Annotated in this window: 14 protein-coding genes; 1 reads left to right on the top strand and 13 read right to left on the bottom strand. The window is 31.3% G+C overall.

The window, feature by feature from the left end:
• Positions 1 to 165 precede the first annotated feature (165 nt).
• Positions 166 to 525: a DUF1304 domain-containing protein gene (locus BQ7358_RS02350; protein WP_062173084.1), complete on the bottom strand. Its 360-nt coding sequence runs from the start codon at positions 523 to 525 to the stop codon at positions 166 to 168.
• A 27-nt stretch (positions 526 to 552) separates the two neighbouring features.
• Complete coding sequence (locus BQ7358_RS02345) at positions 553 to 951, bottom strand: MarR family winged helix-turn-helix transcriptional regulator (RefSeq protein ID WP_062173083.1); 399 nt, start codon at positions 949 to 951, stop codon at positions 553 to 555.
• 223 nt (positions 952 to 1,174) lie between these two features.
• Here BQ7358_RS02345 and pgtP point away from each other — a divergent pair, with 223 nt between their 5' ends.
• A complete protein-coding gene (pgtP, locus tag BQ7358_RS02340; protein WP_062173082.1) occupies positions 1,175 to 2,521 on the top strand; it encodes a phosphoglycerate transporter protein PgtP in 1,347 nt (448 codons plus the stop codon).
• Positions 2,522 to 2,647: 126 nt separating this feature from the next.
• Here pgtP and BQ7358_RS02335 read toward each other — a convergent pair whose 3' ends face one another.
• The 11 genes from BQ7358_RS02335 to carB form a co-directional block, all read right to left on the bottom strand.
• A complete protein-coding gene (locus BQ7358_RS02335; protein WP_072520171.1) occupies positions 2,648 to 3,265 on the bottom strand; it encodes a response regulator transcription factor in 618 nt (205 codons plus the stop codon).
• Positions 3,243 to 4,508, bottom strand: a complete 1,266-nt coding sequence (locus BQ7358_RS02330; RefSeq protein ID WP_234971556.1) for a sensor histidine kinase — start codon at positions 4,506 to 4,508, stop codon at positions 3,243 to 3,245. The genes BQ7358_RS02335 and BQ7358_RS02330 overlap by 23 nt, the downstream gene beginning before the upstream one ends.
• Before the next feature lie 112 nt (positions 4,509 to 4,620).
• On the bottom strand, positions 4,621 to 5,535 hold the full coding sequence (locus tag BQ7358_RS02325; RefSeq protein WP_062173079.1) for a PhnD/SsuA/transferrin family substrate-binding protein: 915 nt from the start codon (positions 5,533 to 5,535) through the stop codon (positions 4,621 to 4,623).
• Positions 5,536 to 5,621: 86 nt separating this feature from the next.
• On the bottom strand, positions 5,622 to 6,278 hold the full coding sequence (locus BQ7358_RS02320; RefSeq protein WP_062173078.1) for a DNA alkylation repair protein: 657 nt from the start codon (positions 6,276 to 6,278) through the stop codon (positions 5,622 to 5,624).
• A 4-nt stretch (positions 6,279 to 6,282) separates the two neighbouring features.
• Positions 6,283 to 7,884 carry a CTP synthase gene (locus BQ7358_RS02315; protein ID WP_062173077.1) on the bottom strand — a complete coding sequence of 534 codons (1,602 nt, stop codon included), beginning with the start codon at positions 7,882 to 7,884 and terminating at the stop codon, positions 6,283 to 6,285.
• Positions 7,885 to 8,029: 145 nt separating this feature from the next.
• A complete protein-coding gene (lepB, locus tag BQ7358_RS02310) occupies positions 8,030 to 8,587 on the bottom strand; it encodes a signal peptidase I (protein ID WP_231723801.1) in 558 nt (185 codons plus the stop codon).
• Positions 8,588 to 8,764: 177 nt separating this feature from the next.
• Positions 8,765 to 9,379: an orotate phosphoribosyltransferase gene (gene pyrE, locus BQ7358_RS02305; RefSeq protein WP_062173076.1), complete on the bottom strand. Its 615-nt coding sequence runs from the start codon at positions 9,377 to 9,379 to the stop codon at positions 8,765 to 8,767.
• A 13-nt stretch (positions 9,380 to 9,392) separates the two neighbouring features.
• Complete coding sequence (gene pyrF, locus BQ7358_RS02300; protein WP_062173075.1) at positions 9,393 to 10,100, bottom strand: orotidine-5'-phosphate decarboxylase; 708 nt, start codon at positions 10,098 to 10,100, stop codon at positions 9,393 to 9,395.
• Positions 10,101 to 10,154: 54 nt separating this feature from the next.
• The gene (locus BQ7358_RS02295; RefSeq protein WP_062173074.1) at positions 10,155 to 11,072 is read right to left on the bottom strand and encodes a dihydroorotate dehydrogenase; all 918 of its coding nucleotides are present in this window, start codon (positions 11,070 to 11,072) and stop codon (positions 10,155 to 10,157) included.
• 10 nt (positions 11,073 to 11,082) lie between these two features.
• On the bottom strand, positions 11,083 to 11,847 hold the full coding sequence (locus BQ7358_RS02290; RefSeq protein ID WP_062173073.1) for a dihydroorotate dehydrogenase electron transfer subunit: 765 nt from the start codon (positions 11,845 to 11,847) through the stop codon (positions 11,083 to 11,085).
• A 14-nt stretch (positions 11,848 to 11,861) separates the two neighbouring features.
• Positions 11,862 to 15,038 carry a carbamoyl-phosphate synthase large subunit gene (carB, locus tag BQ7358_RS02285; protein WP_062173072.1) on the bottom strand — a complete coding sequence of 1,059 codons (3,177 nt, stop codon included), beginning with the start codon at positions 15,036 to 15,038 and terminating at the stop codon, positions 11,862 to 11,864.
• Positions 15,039 to 15,046: the final 8 nt, after the last annotated feature.

The following is a 15,046-nucleotide window of genomic DNA, read 5'->3' as shown; positions in this document are numbered from 1 at the left end:
TCTCACAATATCTAACTTTAACAGTTTGTTTAAAATCATTTATAAAGTATATTAACGTTATTACTTATTTGCATTATAATTATTCCCAATTAGTAAGTTTATTATTACAAAATAAAAAAATTAATACTTAATGTGTACTAATTTTTTTACCTATTATATTACATTTTAAAAAAGCAATGAAATTAATGCTAAAATTGGTAATCCTCCTTGTTTTAAAATGATTTTTTTATCACTTGTTAAACTACCATAGATTGCTACTAAAATAATATATATTAATAACATAGCTACAACTTCTTTAGCATTATTTGAAATAAATGCTCCATACAATAAAGCAATACCCAGCAAACCGTTATAAATCCCTTGATTTTTAAACAATATATTTAAAGCCGGTCTTCTTAATTCTTCTTGACTTATATTAAATACCCTACTTGTACTTTGAGAATCTGTCGCAAATGTTTCTAAATACATAATATAAAAAAACAATAGTGCTACCAATACTGTTAAAATTGTTGATATAATATTCATTTCAATACCTCTTTATTTCATATTTTTTTAAAATTTATTTAATAATGATACTAAATTCTTTAAATCATCATGTGTAAATTCCGAATTTAATATATTATTTAAGTCATATTCTTTCTCACAGTTATCAATTTTCACTTTAGCATACTCTGTTATCTCCACATTCATTTCTCTATTATTTTGTTCATTTCTACTTCGTTTAATATACCCTCCTTGTTCCAAAATTTTTAAATGTCTTGTAATAGCTGCGCCATCTATTTGCAATGTATCACATAATTTTCGTTGAATACACGGTGAATTTTCCTTTAAATACATAAGGATTTGATAACGTGTTAGACTAACGCCCATTTCATTTTCAAATAAATACGTCAGTTGTTGATTGATTATCTTTAAGTTATACAGTAAGTCACTAAATTCTTCTACTTCCATAATTACTCCTTTTAATTATTGATAAGTCAATAGTTTTCCTAATTAGTATAATTCATAATTGTTGACTTGTCAACGATTTTAATGTAAGAAATTTTCTTACATTCAATGTAAGGCTTTTTCTAATTCTCAAAAACTTTGATTTATAAACTTTACAATCGTTTTCTGGTTTTCTATAATTATAGTTACAAATTAAAAATATTTTAACCAAGGAGGAAACAAAAATATGTTTTCATTTCTTAAGGCATCTACCCCTAAACCCAGAATTGAAAATTCTAGGACGGACGCTGAATATAAAAAACTTCGATGGCAAGTATTTTCCGGTGTATTTATAGGGTATGCAGCATACTATTTAATAAGGAAGAATTTTTCTCTTGCTATTCCATATTTAATTGATCAATATGGTTATACTAAAGCTGATTTAGGTAAAGTTTCTCTTGCTTTATCTCTTGCATACGGATTTAGTAAATTTATTATGGGGAACGTATCGGATAGAAGCAATCCCAAGTATTTTATTACTATCGGATTAGTTGCTTCTGCACTTGTTAGTTTAATATTCGGGTTAGTGCCGGCTGTACTTTCATCGCTTACATTTATGATTGTTTTATCCGCACTTAACGGTTGGTTTCAAGGTATGGGGTATCCTCCGGGAGCTAAAACAATGACAAACTGGTTCTCAACTTCAGAACGTGGTGCTTGGTGGAGTTGGTGGAATATTTCTCATAATCTTGGTGGAGGATTAATAGGACCTCTTGCACTATTAGGATTATCTATATTCGGTGCTTGGCAATCATTATTTTACTTACCTGCAATAATTGCAATCATTCTGGCAATTATTATGTTCTATTTAATGAAAGATACTCCGGAATCAGAAGGTTTACCTCCTGTTGATGAATGGAAAGGTGAAAAAATTATAGAAAAAATCGAATCTGCTCACACATTATCAGCTAAGGATATTTTCTTTAAATACATTATTAATAATAAATTTTTATGGGCTATAGCTATCGCTAATGTGTTCGTATACTTTGTACGCTATGGTATTATTGACTGGGCACCTACATATTTAAAAGAAGTTAAACACTTCTCAGTTGATAAACAAAGTTGGGCTTATTTCCTATATGAATATGCCGGTATATTTGGAATGTTAGCCAGCGGGTATTTGAGTGATAAAGTGTTTAAAGGGCACCGTGCTCCCCCTATGTTATTATTCTTAGTTGGTGTACTTATTGCTGTGTTTATTTACTGGAAAAATCCTCCGGGCAATCCGCTTATTGACAATGCTTGTCTTGTAGCTATTGGATTTTTAATCTATGGACCTGTTATGATGATCGGTTTACAAGCTGCCGATCTTGTCCCACGTGTCGCTACAGGAACGGCAACAGGGCTTACCGGATTATTTGGGTATCTGCTGGGTTCTGCCAGTGCAGGCTATGTAATGGGTAAACTTGTTGATCTATTCGGCTGGAACGGTGGTTTTTATGCGTTAATTCTTTCTTGTATTTTGGCATTTATCTTCATCGGTTTAACACTATTCAAAAAAACTTCTAAACAGTTAGAAACTAAAACAAAATAATATTATAAAAGCTATAGACTCGGTATTTATCCGACTATCTATAGCTTTTATATCTTTTTATGCTGTTAAATAAATCCTGTAATTTTCTTTTTATTAGTAAAAATAACCATTTTATTTATAAGTAATTTATAACATTATATTATGTTTTAAATATTCCACTAATTCACTTCGTTTCTTTGTATTAGTTTTTTCCATAAGACGCTTTTTATAAGTATCTATCGTTTTTACACTCAAAAATAATTTCTCTCCTATTTCAGTTAAAGTATATCCCATTAAAATATATTTTGCCACTTCTTTTTCCCTTTCACTAAGTTCAGATATTGCTTTTTCTTGATATAATTCATAAAAAATACCACTATATTTCTTATTAATATATATTTCACCATTATTCATAACTCTATCTATTGCTGTTAATATTTCCTCATGTGCATTACTTTTTGTTATATAGCCTCTAGCGCCTAATCTCAAAGCTTTTTTTACATAGTTTTTATCTTCATACATACTTAAAACCAAAACTTTTGAATTAATATTCAGTTCAGTTACTTTTTTTAATATGTCATATCCTGTTCCGTCCGATAATGATATATCACAAATTATTAAATCATAATTCATGTTTTTTATCTTTTCCATTGATTCTTCTACTGTTGAACAATCTTCTACTACTTCCTTACTATAATGATCTTCTAATAACACTTTAATTCCTATTTTTATCAATTTATGATCATCTATAAGTAATATTTTCATCAATTTTTTCCTCCACCATATTTCTTCTAAATTTACATTTTAGAATGGTTGTATATTCTAAATTATTATCTAATTCAAATTGACCGTCAAAATCCAATACTCTTTCTCGAATTCCATAAATTCCTAATCTACCTTCTTTTCTTGCCTTTTCCACCCTATCTAAAGTTAATCCTACACCATTATCCGAAATCGCTAACGATATATAATCCGAATTAATATAAAATTTTATATCAACTTTTGTAGCCTGTGAATGTTTTCTTATATTTGTTAAGGTTTCTTGAATAATTCTATAAATAGTTATATCAAAATTGCTATTTTTTAAATCAATATAATTGGTATCAAATGAAACATCTAAATTATAGAGTTCCTTATAATCTTCAATGTATTTTAAAATTGTTTCTTTTAAACCATGTTCTTCCAAACTGGCAGGTCTTAAATTCACCGCAATATTTCTTATATTTGTTAAACTTTGTTCTATTTCATTTTTTATTAAATTTAACCTTTCTTTCTTCGTTTCATCTTTTTCCTTTTCAATTAAATTACTCAATAGAAACAATAAACTGGCTAAAGATTGGCTTACTTCATCATGAAGCTCTCGTGAAAGCATTGCTCTTTCTTTTTCTTGAACCTTAAAAACTTTATTTAATAAATGATTATTTATTTTTTTATTACTTCTATTATCCTCTACCATTTCATTTATGGAATCTACTAACTCATAAAAGTCTTTGCTATAACTGTATTTATTAACTTTGTTTTTATAATCACCTTTATTTATTATTTCATTTGTTACTTTTGTTAAATCTTCGACCGGTCTTTCTATCATTTTTGATATGCGATATGCTATTATTAACAAAAATACAAAAACTATAACGTTTAATGCTATTATTTTTATAAACTCAAGATAAGTTAAATTGTATATTTCTTTTGTGTAAAATCCTATTCGTATATACCCTATATTTACTTCATCTATACCGGAAGTAAAATCCATAATTTCCCCATTATTGCTTCGGTATATTCTAAATTTATCATTCTCCACTTTCACTTCTGATAACTTCTTAGGCAGTTCCTTTAAGGTTTTTCCTAAAACATTTTTTTCATTGTCATAAATAATAATATATGAAACTTCCTTATTAGAACTGAGATTTTGAATTTTTTGATGAATTTCATATGTATTATTTGTTCGAATATCTTCAGACAGCATACTTGATAATTGATAATATACTTGGTTTATCCTATTTTTCATAGCATCTTCTAAAATAATTTTATTATTTTTGTAAGTATAGGATAAAATTATACTGGTATATATAGTATAGATAACAATAAAAAAAGTTATAATTTTATTTTTTATTTTTAATTTACCTAACATCTTTAACCTCTTCTAATAGAGTTGGATAGTTTTCTATTTTTGTATCTTCAAAATTTTTAATTTGTAATCTTTCTAATACTGTTTTTATAGTGCTATCTTTATCTATATTAAATAAAATATTCTTTAATTTTTCTTTATCCTTATAATTTTTATGCGTTACTACCGGTCCGGTTGCAACTTCCGGAAATATTTTTATTACTTTTATATTATCTTTTATATTAGAATCTTCATTTGCTAGATTTTGCAATGCCCAGTCATCTATACTCGCTGCGTAAACTACTCCGCTAAGTACTTGTTTTATAGAATCTTCATGACTATATGTAAAATAATATTTATTATTAAAAAATTTATTAATGGTTGTGTTTTGTTGTTTAAAGTAATTATTCACTGCCAAATAACCTGAATAACTATAATTATCTACAAAAGCAAAATTTTTATTATTTAATTCTTCAAAATTTTCTATTTCGGAATCTTTTCTGGTAATAATTATCGGATGATAGTATGCTTTTCCTCTGTTCGGTCTGGCTATTAATTCTAAATCTTTTTTATCTTCATATAAAGAATAAGCACCTGTCGATAAAAAGGCTATATCTATTTGATTATTTTTTAATAAGGTATTTATTTCTTTATAACTTTTTTTCTGAACCAATTTAACTTTTTTATTTAGCTTTTTACCGATATAACTTACCAATTCTTTTTCAGACACGTAACCTTTATTTCCACCGGTTACAGATATAATTCCTATTGTTACTATATCTTCAGGTATTGAATAATTTTCATTAATATTCACCGTATCTTTAAAATCTATATATTCTGTATTGGTTTTATTATTTAGAGAGGTTACTAAGAATAACAGTAGCAATGCTACAACACTATATACAAAATATAAAATCTTTTTACCCATATTGTTCCTCCTAAAATAATTTTCTTACTTATTATACAATAAAAAGTACATTTTAGAAATCTCTAAAATATACTTTTTATTTTAATCTATAAATATTTACCTGCTTCTTTTATACTAAGATTAGACATCTGTTTATGATATTTTTCTATAAAACTTTTTACCCACTTAGGATTTGTTTTTGAGTAATCTCTTAATGCCCATCCTACTGCTTTATTTACAAAAAATTCCGTATGATTTAAATTATTTATTAGTATTTTTTCTAATAAATCTACGTTGGTGTTTTCTTTTCTTAATAATTGATGATCAATTGCGACACGTCTAAGCCAAATATTATCATCTTTACTCCACTCTAAAATTACACTTTCCAATTCTGAATAACGACTAATAAGGCTTCCAATAACCCTATCAAGAATATCAACACTATCCCACCATGATTTTGTAACAACAAGGGATTTTAGTTTAGGTAAATCTTCTTTTACCAAAAATTTCTGCATTGTTTTTAAATAATATCCTGCTATATATTGGCACTCTCGTTTATCGTATTCCCAACAATATTTTATAAAATTCCAATCAATACTTTTGGTTTTTTTCGCCTCTTTAAAATATGGTGTCCATAATTCTTTTCTTTTCGGAGCTTGGATACCAAAAAACAAAAACTTATTTTTCATATACTTTTCCATAAATTTCGCTTGGGTTGGATTAGCATTTTTTTCAAATTCTTTTATCAAATTTTCTAAATTCATAATTTTATTTTCTATTATCTAAACTTGCTTTAATAAAACCAGCAAATAATGGATGTGATTTTTCAGGGCGTGATTTGAATTCCGGATGAAATTGTCCTGCGATAAACCATGGATGTTCCGGCAATTCAATGACCTCTACTAAACGACCGTCAGGACTTACACCTGATAAAACTAATCCTTTTTCCATTAAACGTTCACGATAAAAGTTATTAAATTCATAACGGTGACGATGACGTTCAGTAATCTCCAAAGCATTATATTCTTTATGTGCTTTAGTTCCCTCTGTTAAAACGCATGGATAACTTCCTAAACGTAAAGTCCCCCCCATCTCTACCACATTTTCCTGATCCGGCAGTAAGTTAATAATTGGGTATGGAGTATTCGGATCAAGTTCTGATGAATGTGCTCCGGTAAGTCCACAAACATTACGTGCAAATTCTACTGCTGCAAGCTGCATTCCTAAACAAATACCGAAATAAGGCACTTTATTTTCACGTGCATATTTAATTGTTGTGATTTTCCCTTCAACACCTCTATCTCCAAAGCCTCCCGGTACTAAAATTCCGTCTGCATCTTTTAGATAATCATATACATTTTCTTCTGTAATATCTTCTGATTGGATCCAATCAATTTCCACTTTTGCATTATATTTATATCCTGCATGTTTTAATGATTCTACAACTGAAATATATGCGTCATGTAATTCAACATATTTTCCGACTAAAGCAATTTTAACAGTATCTTTTAAATTATCAACACGTTTTACTAATGATAACCATTCTGTCATATCTGCTTCCGGTGCTGTCAAATTGAAGTGTTTTAAAACAATATCATCGATTTTTTGATTCTTTAAATTAACCGGTAGTTCATATAAATTACTAACATCTCTACTTTCTATAACATGTTGTTTTGGAATATCACAGAATAATGAGATTTTTGCGCGCAGCTCATCTGTTAACGCAAGTTCATTACGAACGACGATAATATCCGGTTGGATTCCTAACCCACGCAATTCTTTAACTGATTGTTGAGTTGGTTTTGTTTTCATTTCTCCAGCAGCTTTAATATAAGGTAACAAAGTACAATGTATATAACAAACATTTTCACGCCCTAAGTCGCTTCGAATTTGTCGAATAGCTTCTACAAACGGTAATGATTCTATGTCCCCTGTCGTACCGCCGATTTCTGTAATAACAACATCGGCATCACTTGATTCACCCGCTAATAAAACACGTGATTTAATTTCGTTAGTTACATGAGGAATTACCTGTACTGTTCCTCCTAAATAATCTCCACGACGTTCTTTTTCAATAATTGATGAATAAACACGCCCCGCAGTTACGTTTGAATATTGCCCTAAATTTACATCAATAAAACGTTCATAATGTCCTAAATCTAAATCCGTTTCCGCTCCGTCCTCCGTTACAAATACTTCTCCGTGTTGATATGGACTCATTGTTCCCGGGTCAACATTCAAATATGGATCAAATTTTTGCAAAGTTACTTTTAATCCTCTGTTTTTTAACACTCTACCTACTGAGGCAGCTACTATACCTTTTCCTAATGATGATACTACTCCACCTGTTACGAAAATATATTTTGTCATTGCATTCTCCTTTAAAAATAATAAAACCCCCTACTATTTTTAAGTAGGGGGACTGTTCCTTAATTTCACTCTTTCAGAGTGCCCGTCTATTATTCTAACATAATGTAGTGTTTTAAGCAATTAAAAACCTTCAATATTTTTTTAATTAAAAGAATTTAAATGATTTAAGCGGGTAGTATCTTAAACTTACTTTTCCTATCATAGCTTCTTTTTTTACAAAACCAAAAATACGACTATCTGTACTATGTTGTCTATTATCTCCCATTACGAAATATGTTCCTTCCGGAACGGTTTTTGATTTCGTACTGCTTAAATACTCTATATTAAAATCCGGTGTTAATGGTGAATTACCTTCTGATTTTGCTTCTTTTATCTTCTGCTCAAGATATGGCTCATCCACTTTTTGACCATTTACATATAGTACATCATTTTTATATTCAATCGTATCTCCCGGAACACCAATAATACGCTTAATATAATCATCTGTTTCATTAGCATGGAAAACCACTTCATCTCCACGTTTATAATTTTTACTTAATTTATTAACGAACACTTTATCATTATCTGCAAATGTATAGTCCATCGAATGACCTTTTACGGTGAACGGAGCAATTACGTACGTACTCAATACTAAATAAATAACTATAGATACGACAACGACAACTATCCATTCCAAAATTTCTCTCAAAAATTTCACTGTCACAATCCCTCTTTTTTATATTATTATGATTTCTAATTTTATCACACTTCTTGGTAAAAATCAAAAATGTCTTGTCGTACTATTATAGTTTCTAAACATTAAGTTAACTTTAAAGAAACAATATATTTTGATGGTTTCTATATACTTATACTATTACGTTTGGGGAACTATAAAGATATATTACAAATCATTTCTCCATTTAAGAAGTTTTTCTACATCTTCTTTTTTAATATAACCATTATTAAGTGCCTCTTCTATTAAATAGTTATAATTTGTCAATGTGTGGTATACCACATTATCTTTAGCAAATGCTTCTTTTGCTTTCAATAAATCATAACTAAATATTGCTACAACTCCCAAAACTACTACTCCTGCTTCTTCTAGAGCTTTTACTACCTTTAATGATGACAATCCTGTTGAAATTAAATCTTCGATAACAACAACCTTTTGTCCGGCAATTAAACGTCCTTCTATCTGATTGGTCTTACCGTGCTTTTTCTTTGAATTTCTCACATAAACCATAGGTAAATTCAGTATCTCACTCACCCACGCAGCATGTGGAATACCTGCAGTAGCTGTCCCCGCTACTGCTTCTACATCTGGGAAAAATTTCCCAATCAATTCTGACAATCCGTTAGCTATTTCTCTTCTTGTTGTTGGATACGACATCGTTATTCTATTATCACAATATATAGGAGATTTAATTCCCGACGTCCATGTAAAATAATCATTGGGTCTTAATGTCACCGCTCCAATATCCAGTAAATGTTTTGCTATTTGATTTTCTATGTTCATAGTTTACTCCTTTTCATTCATTATTGTTTGTAAATTGCTCTTTAATAAATTTATATATTTTTTGGGGATTACTTACTTTAGTTATTGAACGACCGACTACAATATAGTTACTACCTTTTTCGTTTGCCATTTGAGGTGTAGCTACACGTTTTTGATCCTCTGTTCTGTCGTTTTTCAATCTTATTCCCGGAGTTATTTTTAAAAAATTTTCTCCACATTCTTCATTAATCAACCCAACTTCCCATACTGATGATACAACTCCGTCAAGCCCCGCTTTTTTTGACAAACGCGCATAGTTTCTCACACTTTCTTCTAGTGATGTTATCACTAATTGCTCTTTTTTCATATTTTCTTCCGACGTTGAGGTAAGTTGAGTAATAGCTATTACTTTTGTATTTTCTCCACCGCCATCTACCATACCTTGTTTAGCAGCTTTTAACATTTCAAATCCTCCTGCTGCATGTACCGTCAATACATCTATATTGAATTTAGCTAGCCCTTTTGCTGCACCATAGACTGTGTTAGGTATATCATGAAGTTTTAAATCTAAAAATATTTTATGCCCTAAATTCTTTATCTTTTCTATTATTATAGGTCCATTTTGTAAATATAATTCCATACCAATTTTTACGAACAATTTTTCTTTTTCAAACTTTTCTAAAAATCGCAATGTTTCTTTTACTGTTGGGAAATCTAAAGCTATAATAACATCTCTTTGCATTGTATATTCCTCCTTTTGTTATACTTATAATAATTTATTAACAGTCAACAATTTTTAATTTTTATAAGCACGTCCTTTTAAATCCAATATATGATTTACTCCTAATTCGTCTAAGGCATTCTCTAGTTTATCAATGATTTTTGGGCAAACATAAGGATCTGTAAAATTTGCCGTCCCTACTGCCACGGCACTTGCCCCGGCTGAAATAAAATCAATTACATCCCATTCATCCATAATTCCGCCCATACCAATTATTGGAATATCAACAGCTTGTGATGTTTGATAAATCATACGGATTGCTACCGGTTTTATTGCAGGGCCCGACAACCCTCCCGTTACATTTGCTATTATCGGTTTTCCTGTTTTTTTATCTAATCTTATTCCCACCAATGTATTAATCATTGTTATACCATCAGCACCTCCACTTTCAACAGCTTTTGCCATTGTTACAATATCGGTTACGTTAGGTGATAATTTTACATAAACCGGCACTTTGGATACTGTTTTTACTCGTTCTGTCAAATAATGTGCCGTACTTGGATCTGTGCCGAATTGAATACCGCCGCTTTTCACATTAGGGCATGATATATTTAATTCCAACGCATGTACATTAGGTGCTTTACTTATATGTTCTGCAACATAAACATAATCATCTACCGTACTGCCGGCGATATTGGCTATAACTGGCACATTATACTGTTCAAGTTCTTTTAGCTTAGTATTAATAATAGTGTGTACACCGGGATTTTGTAATCCTATTGCATTAAGCATTCCGCTAGAAGTTTCCGCTACTCTCGGTGTCGGATTCCCAAACCTTGCCTCTTTTGTTGCAGCTTTTATCATAATTGCACCAAGTTTTGATAAATCGTAAAATTGAGCATATTCCAATCCGAATGCAAAACATCCTGAAGCCGGCATTATAGGATTTTTTAAATTTAAACCGGGTAGTTGCACTTTTAATCGCTCATTCATAGTTAATCTCCTATACCGCTATCTCGTCCGCTTTATACACCGGACCGTCATAACATACTCGTGATACCATACCGTCTATTTTGTTACAAACACAGGCATAACACGCTCCTACACCACACGCCATTCTCTCTTCCAGTGAAATATAACCTATATGCTCACTGTCCATATTTTTTAATGCCTTTAACATTGCTAATGGACCACAGCTGTAATATTTATCGTACTGAATATTATATTTTTTTATTATATCGGTAACGAATCCTTTTTCACCATATGTTCCGTCTGCCGTTGCGACGTAAGTAGTTCCTAATTTTTCAAATCTTTCTTTGTAAAAGACATCTTTTTCATTATTAAAACCTAAAACATGAATAGTTTTTACCCCTTTTTCATTGAATTTCTTTGCCAGTTCGTATAATGGTGGAACACCTATCCCACCTCCTACTAAAAGTGCTGTTTCTCCTTTAATTAAAGTAGTAATGTCATATCCCTTACCTAACGGACCTAGGACATCAACCATCTCCCCTATATTAAGTTTTGAAATACACTTTGTCCCCTCTCCGTTTACTCGATATACTATAACAAAAGTTTGTTCTTCTTTATTTATTTCACAAATTGATATTGGGCGACGTAATAGAAACTCTCTTCCTTTACCAACTTTTATATTTACAAACTGCCCCGCTGTATTCATCTCATTTACTATACTTCCTTCTAGGGTTAACTTATATATTTTATCTGCTATTTTCTTATTTTCTACTACTTTAACTAATTGTACCTGCATTAAAATCCTCCTACTTATAATGGTAATATATTAAATGAAATTGATTCAAGAACTTTTAATAAAGCATTCGCCGTATCAAGTGACGTCATACATACAATCTCTTGTTCGCTCGCCACTCGACGAATTTTAAAGCCGTCTTTTGTTACATCTTTATCTTTTGATGTTGTATTAATAACTATATCAACATCTCCATTATATATCGCATCTAATACACTGTATTCACTTTGACTAATCTTTCCGACAGCTGTTACCCTTAAATTATGTTGTTGTAAAAATTTTGCCGTCCCTTCTGTTGCTAATAAATTGTATCCTAAACTTGAGAAGCGTTTCGCCAGCATCAGTGCTTCTTCTTTATCGTCATTGCTTATTGTAAACAATATATTACCTTGATCGCTAACTCTAATTCCTGCAGCTACCAACCCTTTATATAATGATTTTTCCAAAGTTGTATCACTTCCTAATACTTCACCTGTTGATTTCATCTCTGGACCAAGAGTAGTATCTACGTCTTTTAATTTTTGAAAACTAAATACCGGTACTTTTGTATAAAAATTATTGCTTTCAGGTAATAGTCCTGTTTCATATCCTTGTGATTTTAATGTTTTTCCTATTATCGTACCGGCTGCAAGTTTTGCCATAGGCACACCTGTAATTTTGCTTAAAAATGGTACTGTACGTGAACTACGAGGATTTACTTCAAGAACAAATACTTCTCCTTTGCTTATTACATATTGGATATTTAATAAACCTACTATATTTAAACCTTTCGCTAATTTTATTGTATATTCTATCAGTTTCTCTTTTTCTGAAGATGACAGTGTTTGTGGCGGATACACCGAAATCGAATCACCTGAATGTACCCCTGCACGTTCAATATGTTCCATTATTCCCGGTATTACAACAGTTTCCCCGTCACTAATTGCATCAATCTCTATTTCACGCCCTACTAGGTAACGATCCGTTAATACCGGATGTTCCGGCGTTAATTTAACCGCTGTTTTCATATAACGACGTAATTCTGATTCTTCATAGACTATTTCCATAGCACGACCACCTAATACGTACGATGGTCTTACTAATACCGGATATCCTATTTCTTTTGCATTTTTTAGTGCCGTTTCAACATCAAAAGCTGTTTTTCCTAATGGTTGTGGAATAGCTAATTTATGAAGTAAGGCTTCAAACTTATCTCTGTCTTCTGCATTATCTATTTCTTCAAGTGCCGTACCTAAAATATTTACGCCGTTTTTTTCTAATTTATCCGCTAAATTAATTGCCGTTTGCCCACCGAATTGTACTACTACTCCTAGCGGTTTTTCGTGATTAATAATTGCCATTACGTCCTCTTCGGTTAGCGGTTCAAAATAAAGTTTATCTGAAATGGTAAAGTCCGTTGATACAGTTTCCGGATTGTTATTAATAATAATAGCTTCATACCCCGCTTCTTTTATCGCCATTACAGCATGCACCGTTGCATAGTCAAACTCAACACCTTGTCCTATTCTTATTGGTCCGGAACCGAGAACTATAATTTTTTCTTTAGTGCTGACGATTGATTCCTGTTCCTGCTCATAACTTGAGTAAAAATACGGTGTTTCTGATACAAATTCCGCTGCACATGTATCAACCATTTTAAATACCGGAATAATATTATTTTTTTGACGTAATTTGTATACATCACTTTCTGCCATATTCCAACGATGTGCAATTACTCTATCGGAGAATCCATATTTTTTAGCATATTCTAATAACTCTAAGTTACCGATATTTTCTTTTAATTCATGCTCAATATCAATTATGTTTTTCATTTTTTCCAAGAAAAATATATCAATTTTGGTAATTTCATGTATATCTTGGGTACTCTGCCCACGGCGTAATGCCTCGCCGATAAAAAATAATCGCTCATCACCTGCTTGTCTTACTTTTTCTAATATTTCTTCTAATGAAAAATCTCCGCCATTCGGTAACCCTAAGTGATGAACTCCATATTCTAGTGAACGTATCGCTTTTAATAAACTCTCTTCATACGTTCTTCCTATTGCCATAACCTCACCGGTTGCTTTCATCTGTGTCCCAAGTTTTCTATCGGCATTTTCGAATTTATCAAATGGAAAACGTGGTATTTTACTTACCACATAATCAAGTGTTGGCTCAAAGCAGGCATACGAATTTTTAGTTACAGGGTTAATAATCTCATCTAATGTTAATCCCACGGCTATTTTTGCGGCTATTTTTGCTATTGGATAACCGGTTGCCTTTGAGGCAAGTGCTGATGAACGTGACACTCGAGGATTTACCTCTATAATATAGTATTCAAATGATTTTGGATCTAATGCCAGTTGCACATTGCAACCGCCCTCGATTTTTAAAGCTCTAATAATTTTCAATGATACATCACGTAACATATGATATTCTCTATCTGTTAATGTTTGCGACGGTGCTACCACTACAGAATCTCCGGTATGAATACCAACCGGATCTATATTTTCCATATTACAAACTACAATTGCCGTATCGTTACTGTCACGCATCACTTCATATTCTATTTCTTTAAAACCTGCAATTGATTTTTCCAATAAACACTGCGTAACCGGTGAATAATGTAATCCGCTACTTACAATCTCATTCAAATCATTTTCATTATAACAAATTCCACCTCCGGTACCACCCATGGTAAATGCCGGGCGAACAATAACAGGATAACCTATTTTCTCAACAAAAATATATGCCTCATCTAACGTCGTGATAATTTCCGACTCCGGTACAGGTTCGTCTAATTTATTCATTAAATCTCTAAATAGCTCCCTGTCTTCCGCTCGTTCTATTGAACTTAATTTCGTACCTAATAATTCTACTCCATAGCGTTCTAATATGCCGCTCTTATGTAATTCAACAGCAAGGTTCAATCCTACTTGTCCTCCTAATGTCGGTAGCAGAGCATCAGGACGCTCTTTGCGAATTATTTTACTGACAAACTCTAACGTTAATGGTTCCATATACACTTTATCTGCAATTTCTTTATCTGTCATAATCGTTGCAGGATTCGAGTTTACTAAAATAACTTCATATCCTTCTTCTTTTAGTGAAAGGCAAGCTTGAGTTCCCGCATAATCAAATTCTGCTGCTTGTCCAATAATAATTGGTCCTGATCCGATTACTAATATTGTTTTAATATCTTTACGTTTTGGCATTATTGTCG

Source organism: Gemella massiliensis (assembly GCF_900120125.1).
Classification (GTDB): domain Bacteria; phylum Bacillota; class Bacilli; order Staphylococcales; family Gemellaceae; genus Gemella; species Gemella massiliensis.
Note: the sequence above shows the minus strand (reverse complement) of the source record. Positions and strands in the feature narration are given on the sequence as shown.

What these genes read in the sequence shown, in the direction of transcription:
- BQ7358_RS02350 (WP_062173084.1), bottom strand. Translation starts at nt 525, where the DNA reads ATGAATATTATATCAACAATTTTAACAGTATTGGTAGCACTATTGTTT.
- BQ7358_RS02345 (WP_062173083.1), bottom strand. Translation starts at nt 951, where the DNA reads ATGGAAGTAGAAGAATTTAGTGACTTACTGTATAACTTAAAGATAATC.
- pgtP (WP_062173082.1), top strand. Translation starts at nt 1,175, where the DNA reads ATGTTTTCATTTCTTAAGGCATCTACCCCTAAACCCAGAATTGAAAAT.
- BQ7358_RS02335 (WP_072520171.1), bottom strand. Translation starts at nt 3,265, where the DNA reads ATGAAAATATTACTTATAGATGATCATAAATTGATAAAAATAGGAATT.
- BQ7358_RS02330 (WP_234971556.1), bottom strand. Translation starts at nt 4,508, where the DNA reads ATGAAAAATAGGATAAACCAAGTATATTATCAATTATCAAGTATGCTG.
- BQ7358_RS02325 (WP_062173079.1), bottom strand. Translation starts at nt 5,535, where the DNA reads ATGGGTAAAAAGATTTTATATTTTGTATATAGTGTTGTAGCATTGCTA.
- BQ7358_RS02320 (WP_062173078.1), bottom strand. Translation starts at nt 6,278, where the DNA reads ATGAATTTAGAAAATTTGATAAAAGAATTTGAAAAAAATGCTAATCCA.
- BQ7358_RS02315 (WP_062173077.1), bottom strand. Translation starts at nt 7,884, where the DNA reads ATGACAAAATATATTTTCGTAACAGGTGGAGTAGTATCATCATTAGGA.
- pyrE (WP_062173076.1), bottom strand. Translation starts at nt 9,379, where the DNA reads ATGAACATAGAAAATCAAATAGCAAAACATTTACTGGATATTGGAGCG.
- pyrF (WP_062173075.1), bottom strand. Translation starts at nt 10,100, where the DNA reads ATGCAAAGAGATGTTATTATAGCTTTAGATTTCCCAACAGTAAAAGAA.
- BQ7358_RS02295 (WP_062173074.1), bottom strand. Translation starts at nt 11,072, where the DNA reads ATGAATGAGCGATTAAAAGTGCAACTACCCGGTTTAAATTTAAAAAAT.
- BQ7358_RS02290 (WP_062173073.1), bottom strand. Translation starts at nt 11,847, where the DNA reads ATGCAGGTACAATTAGTTAAAGTAGTAGAAAATAAGAAAATAGCAGAT.
- carB (WP_062173072.1), bottom strand. Translation starts at nt 15,038, where the DNA reads ATGCCAAAACGTAAAGATATTAAAACAATATTAGTAATCGGATCAGGA.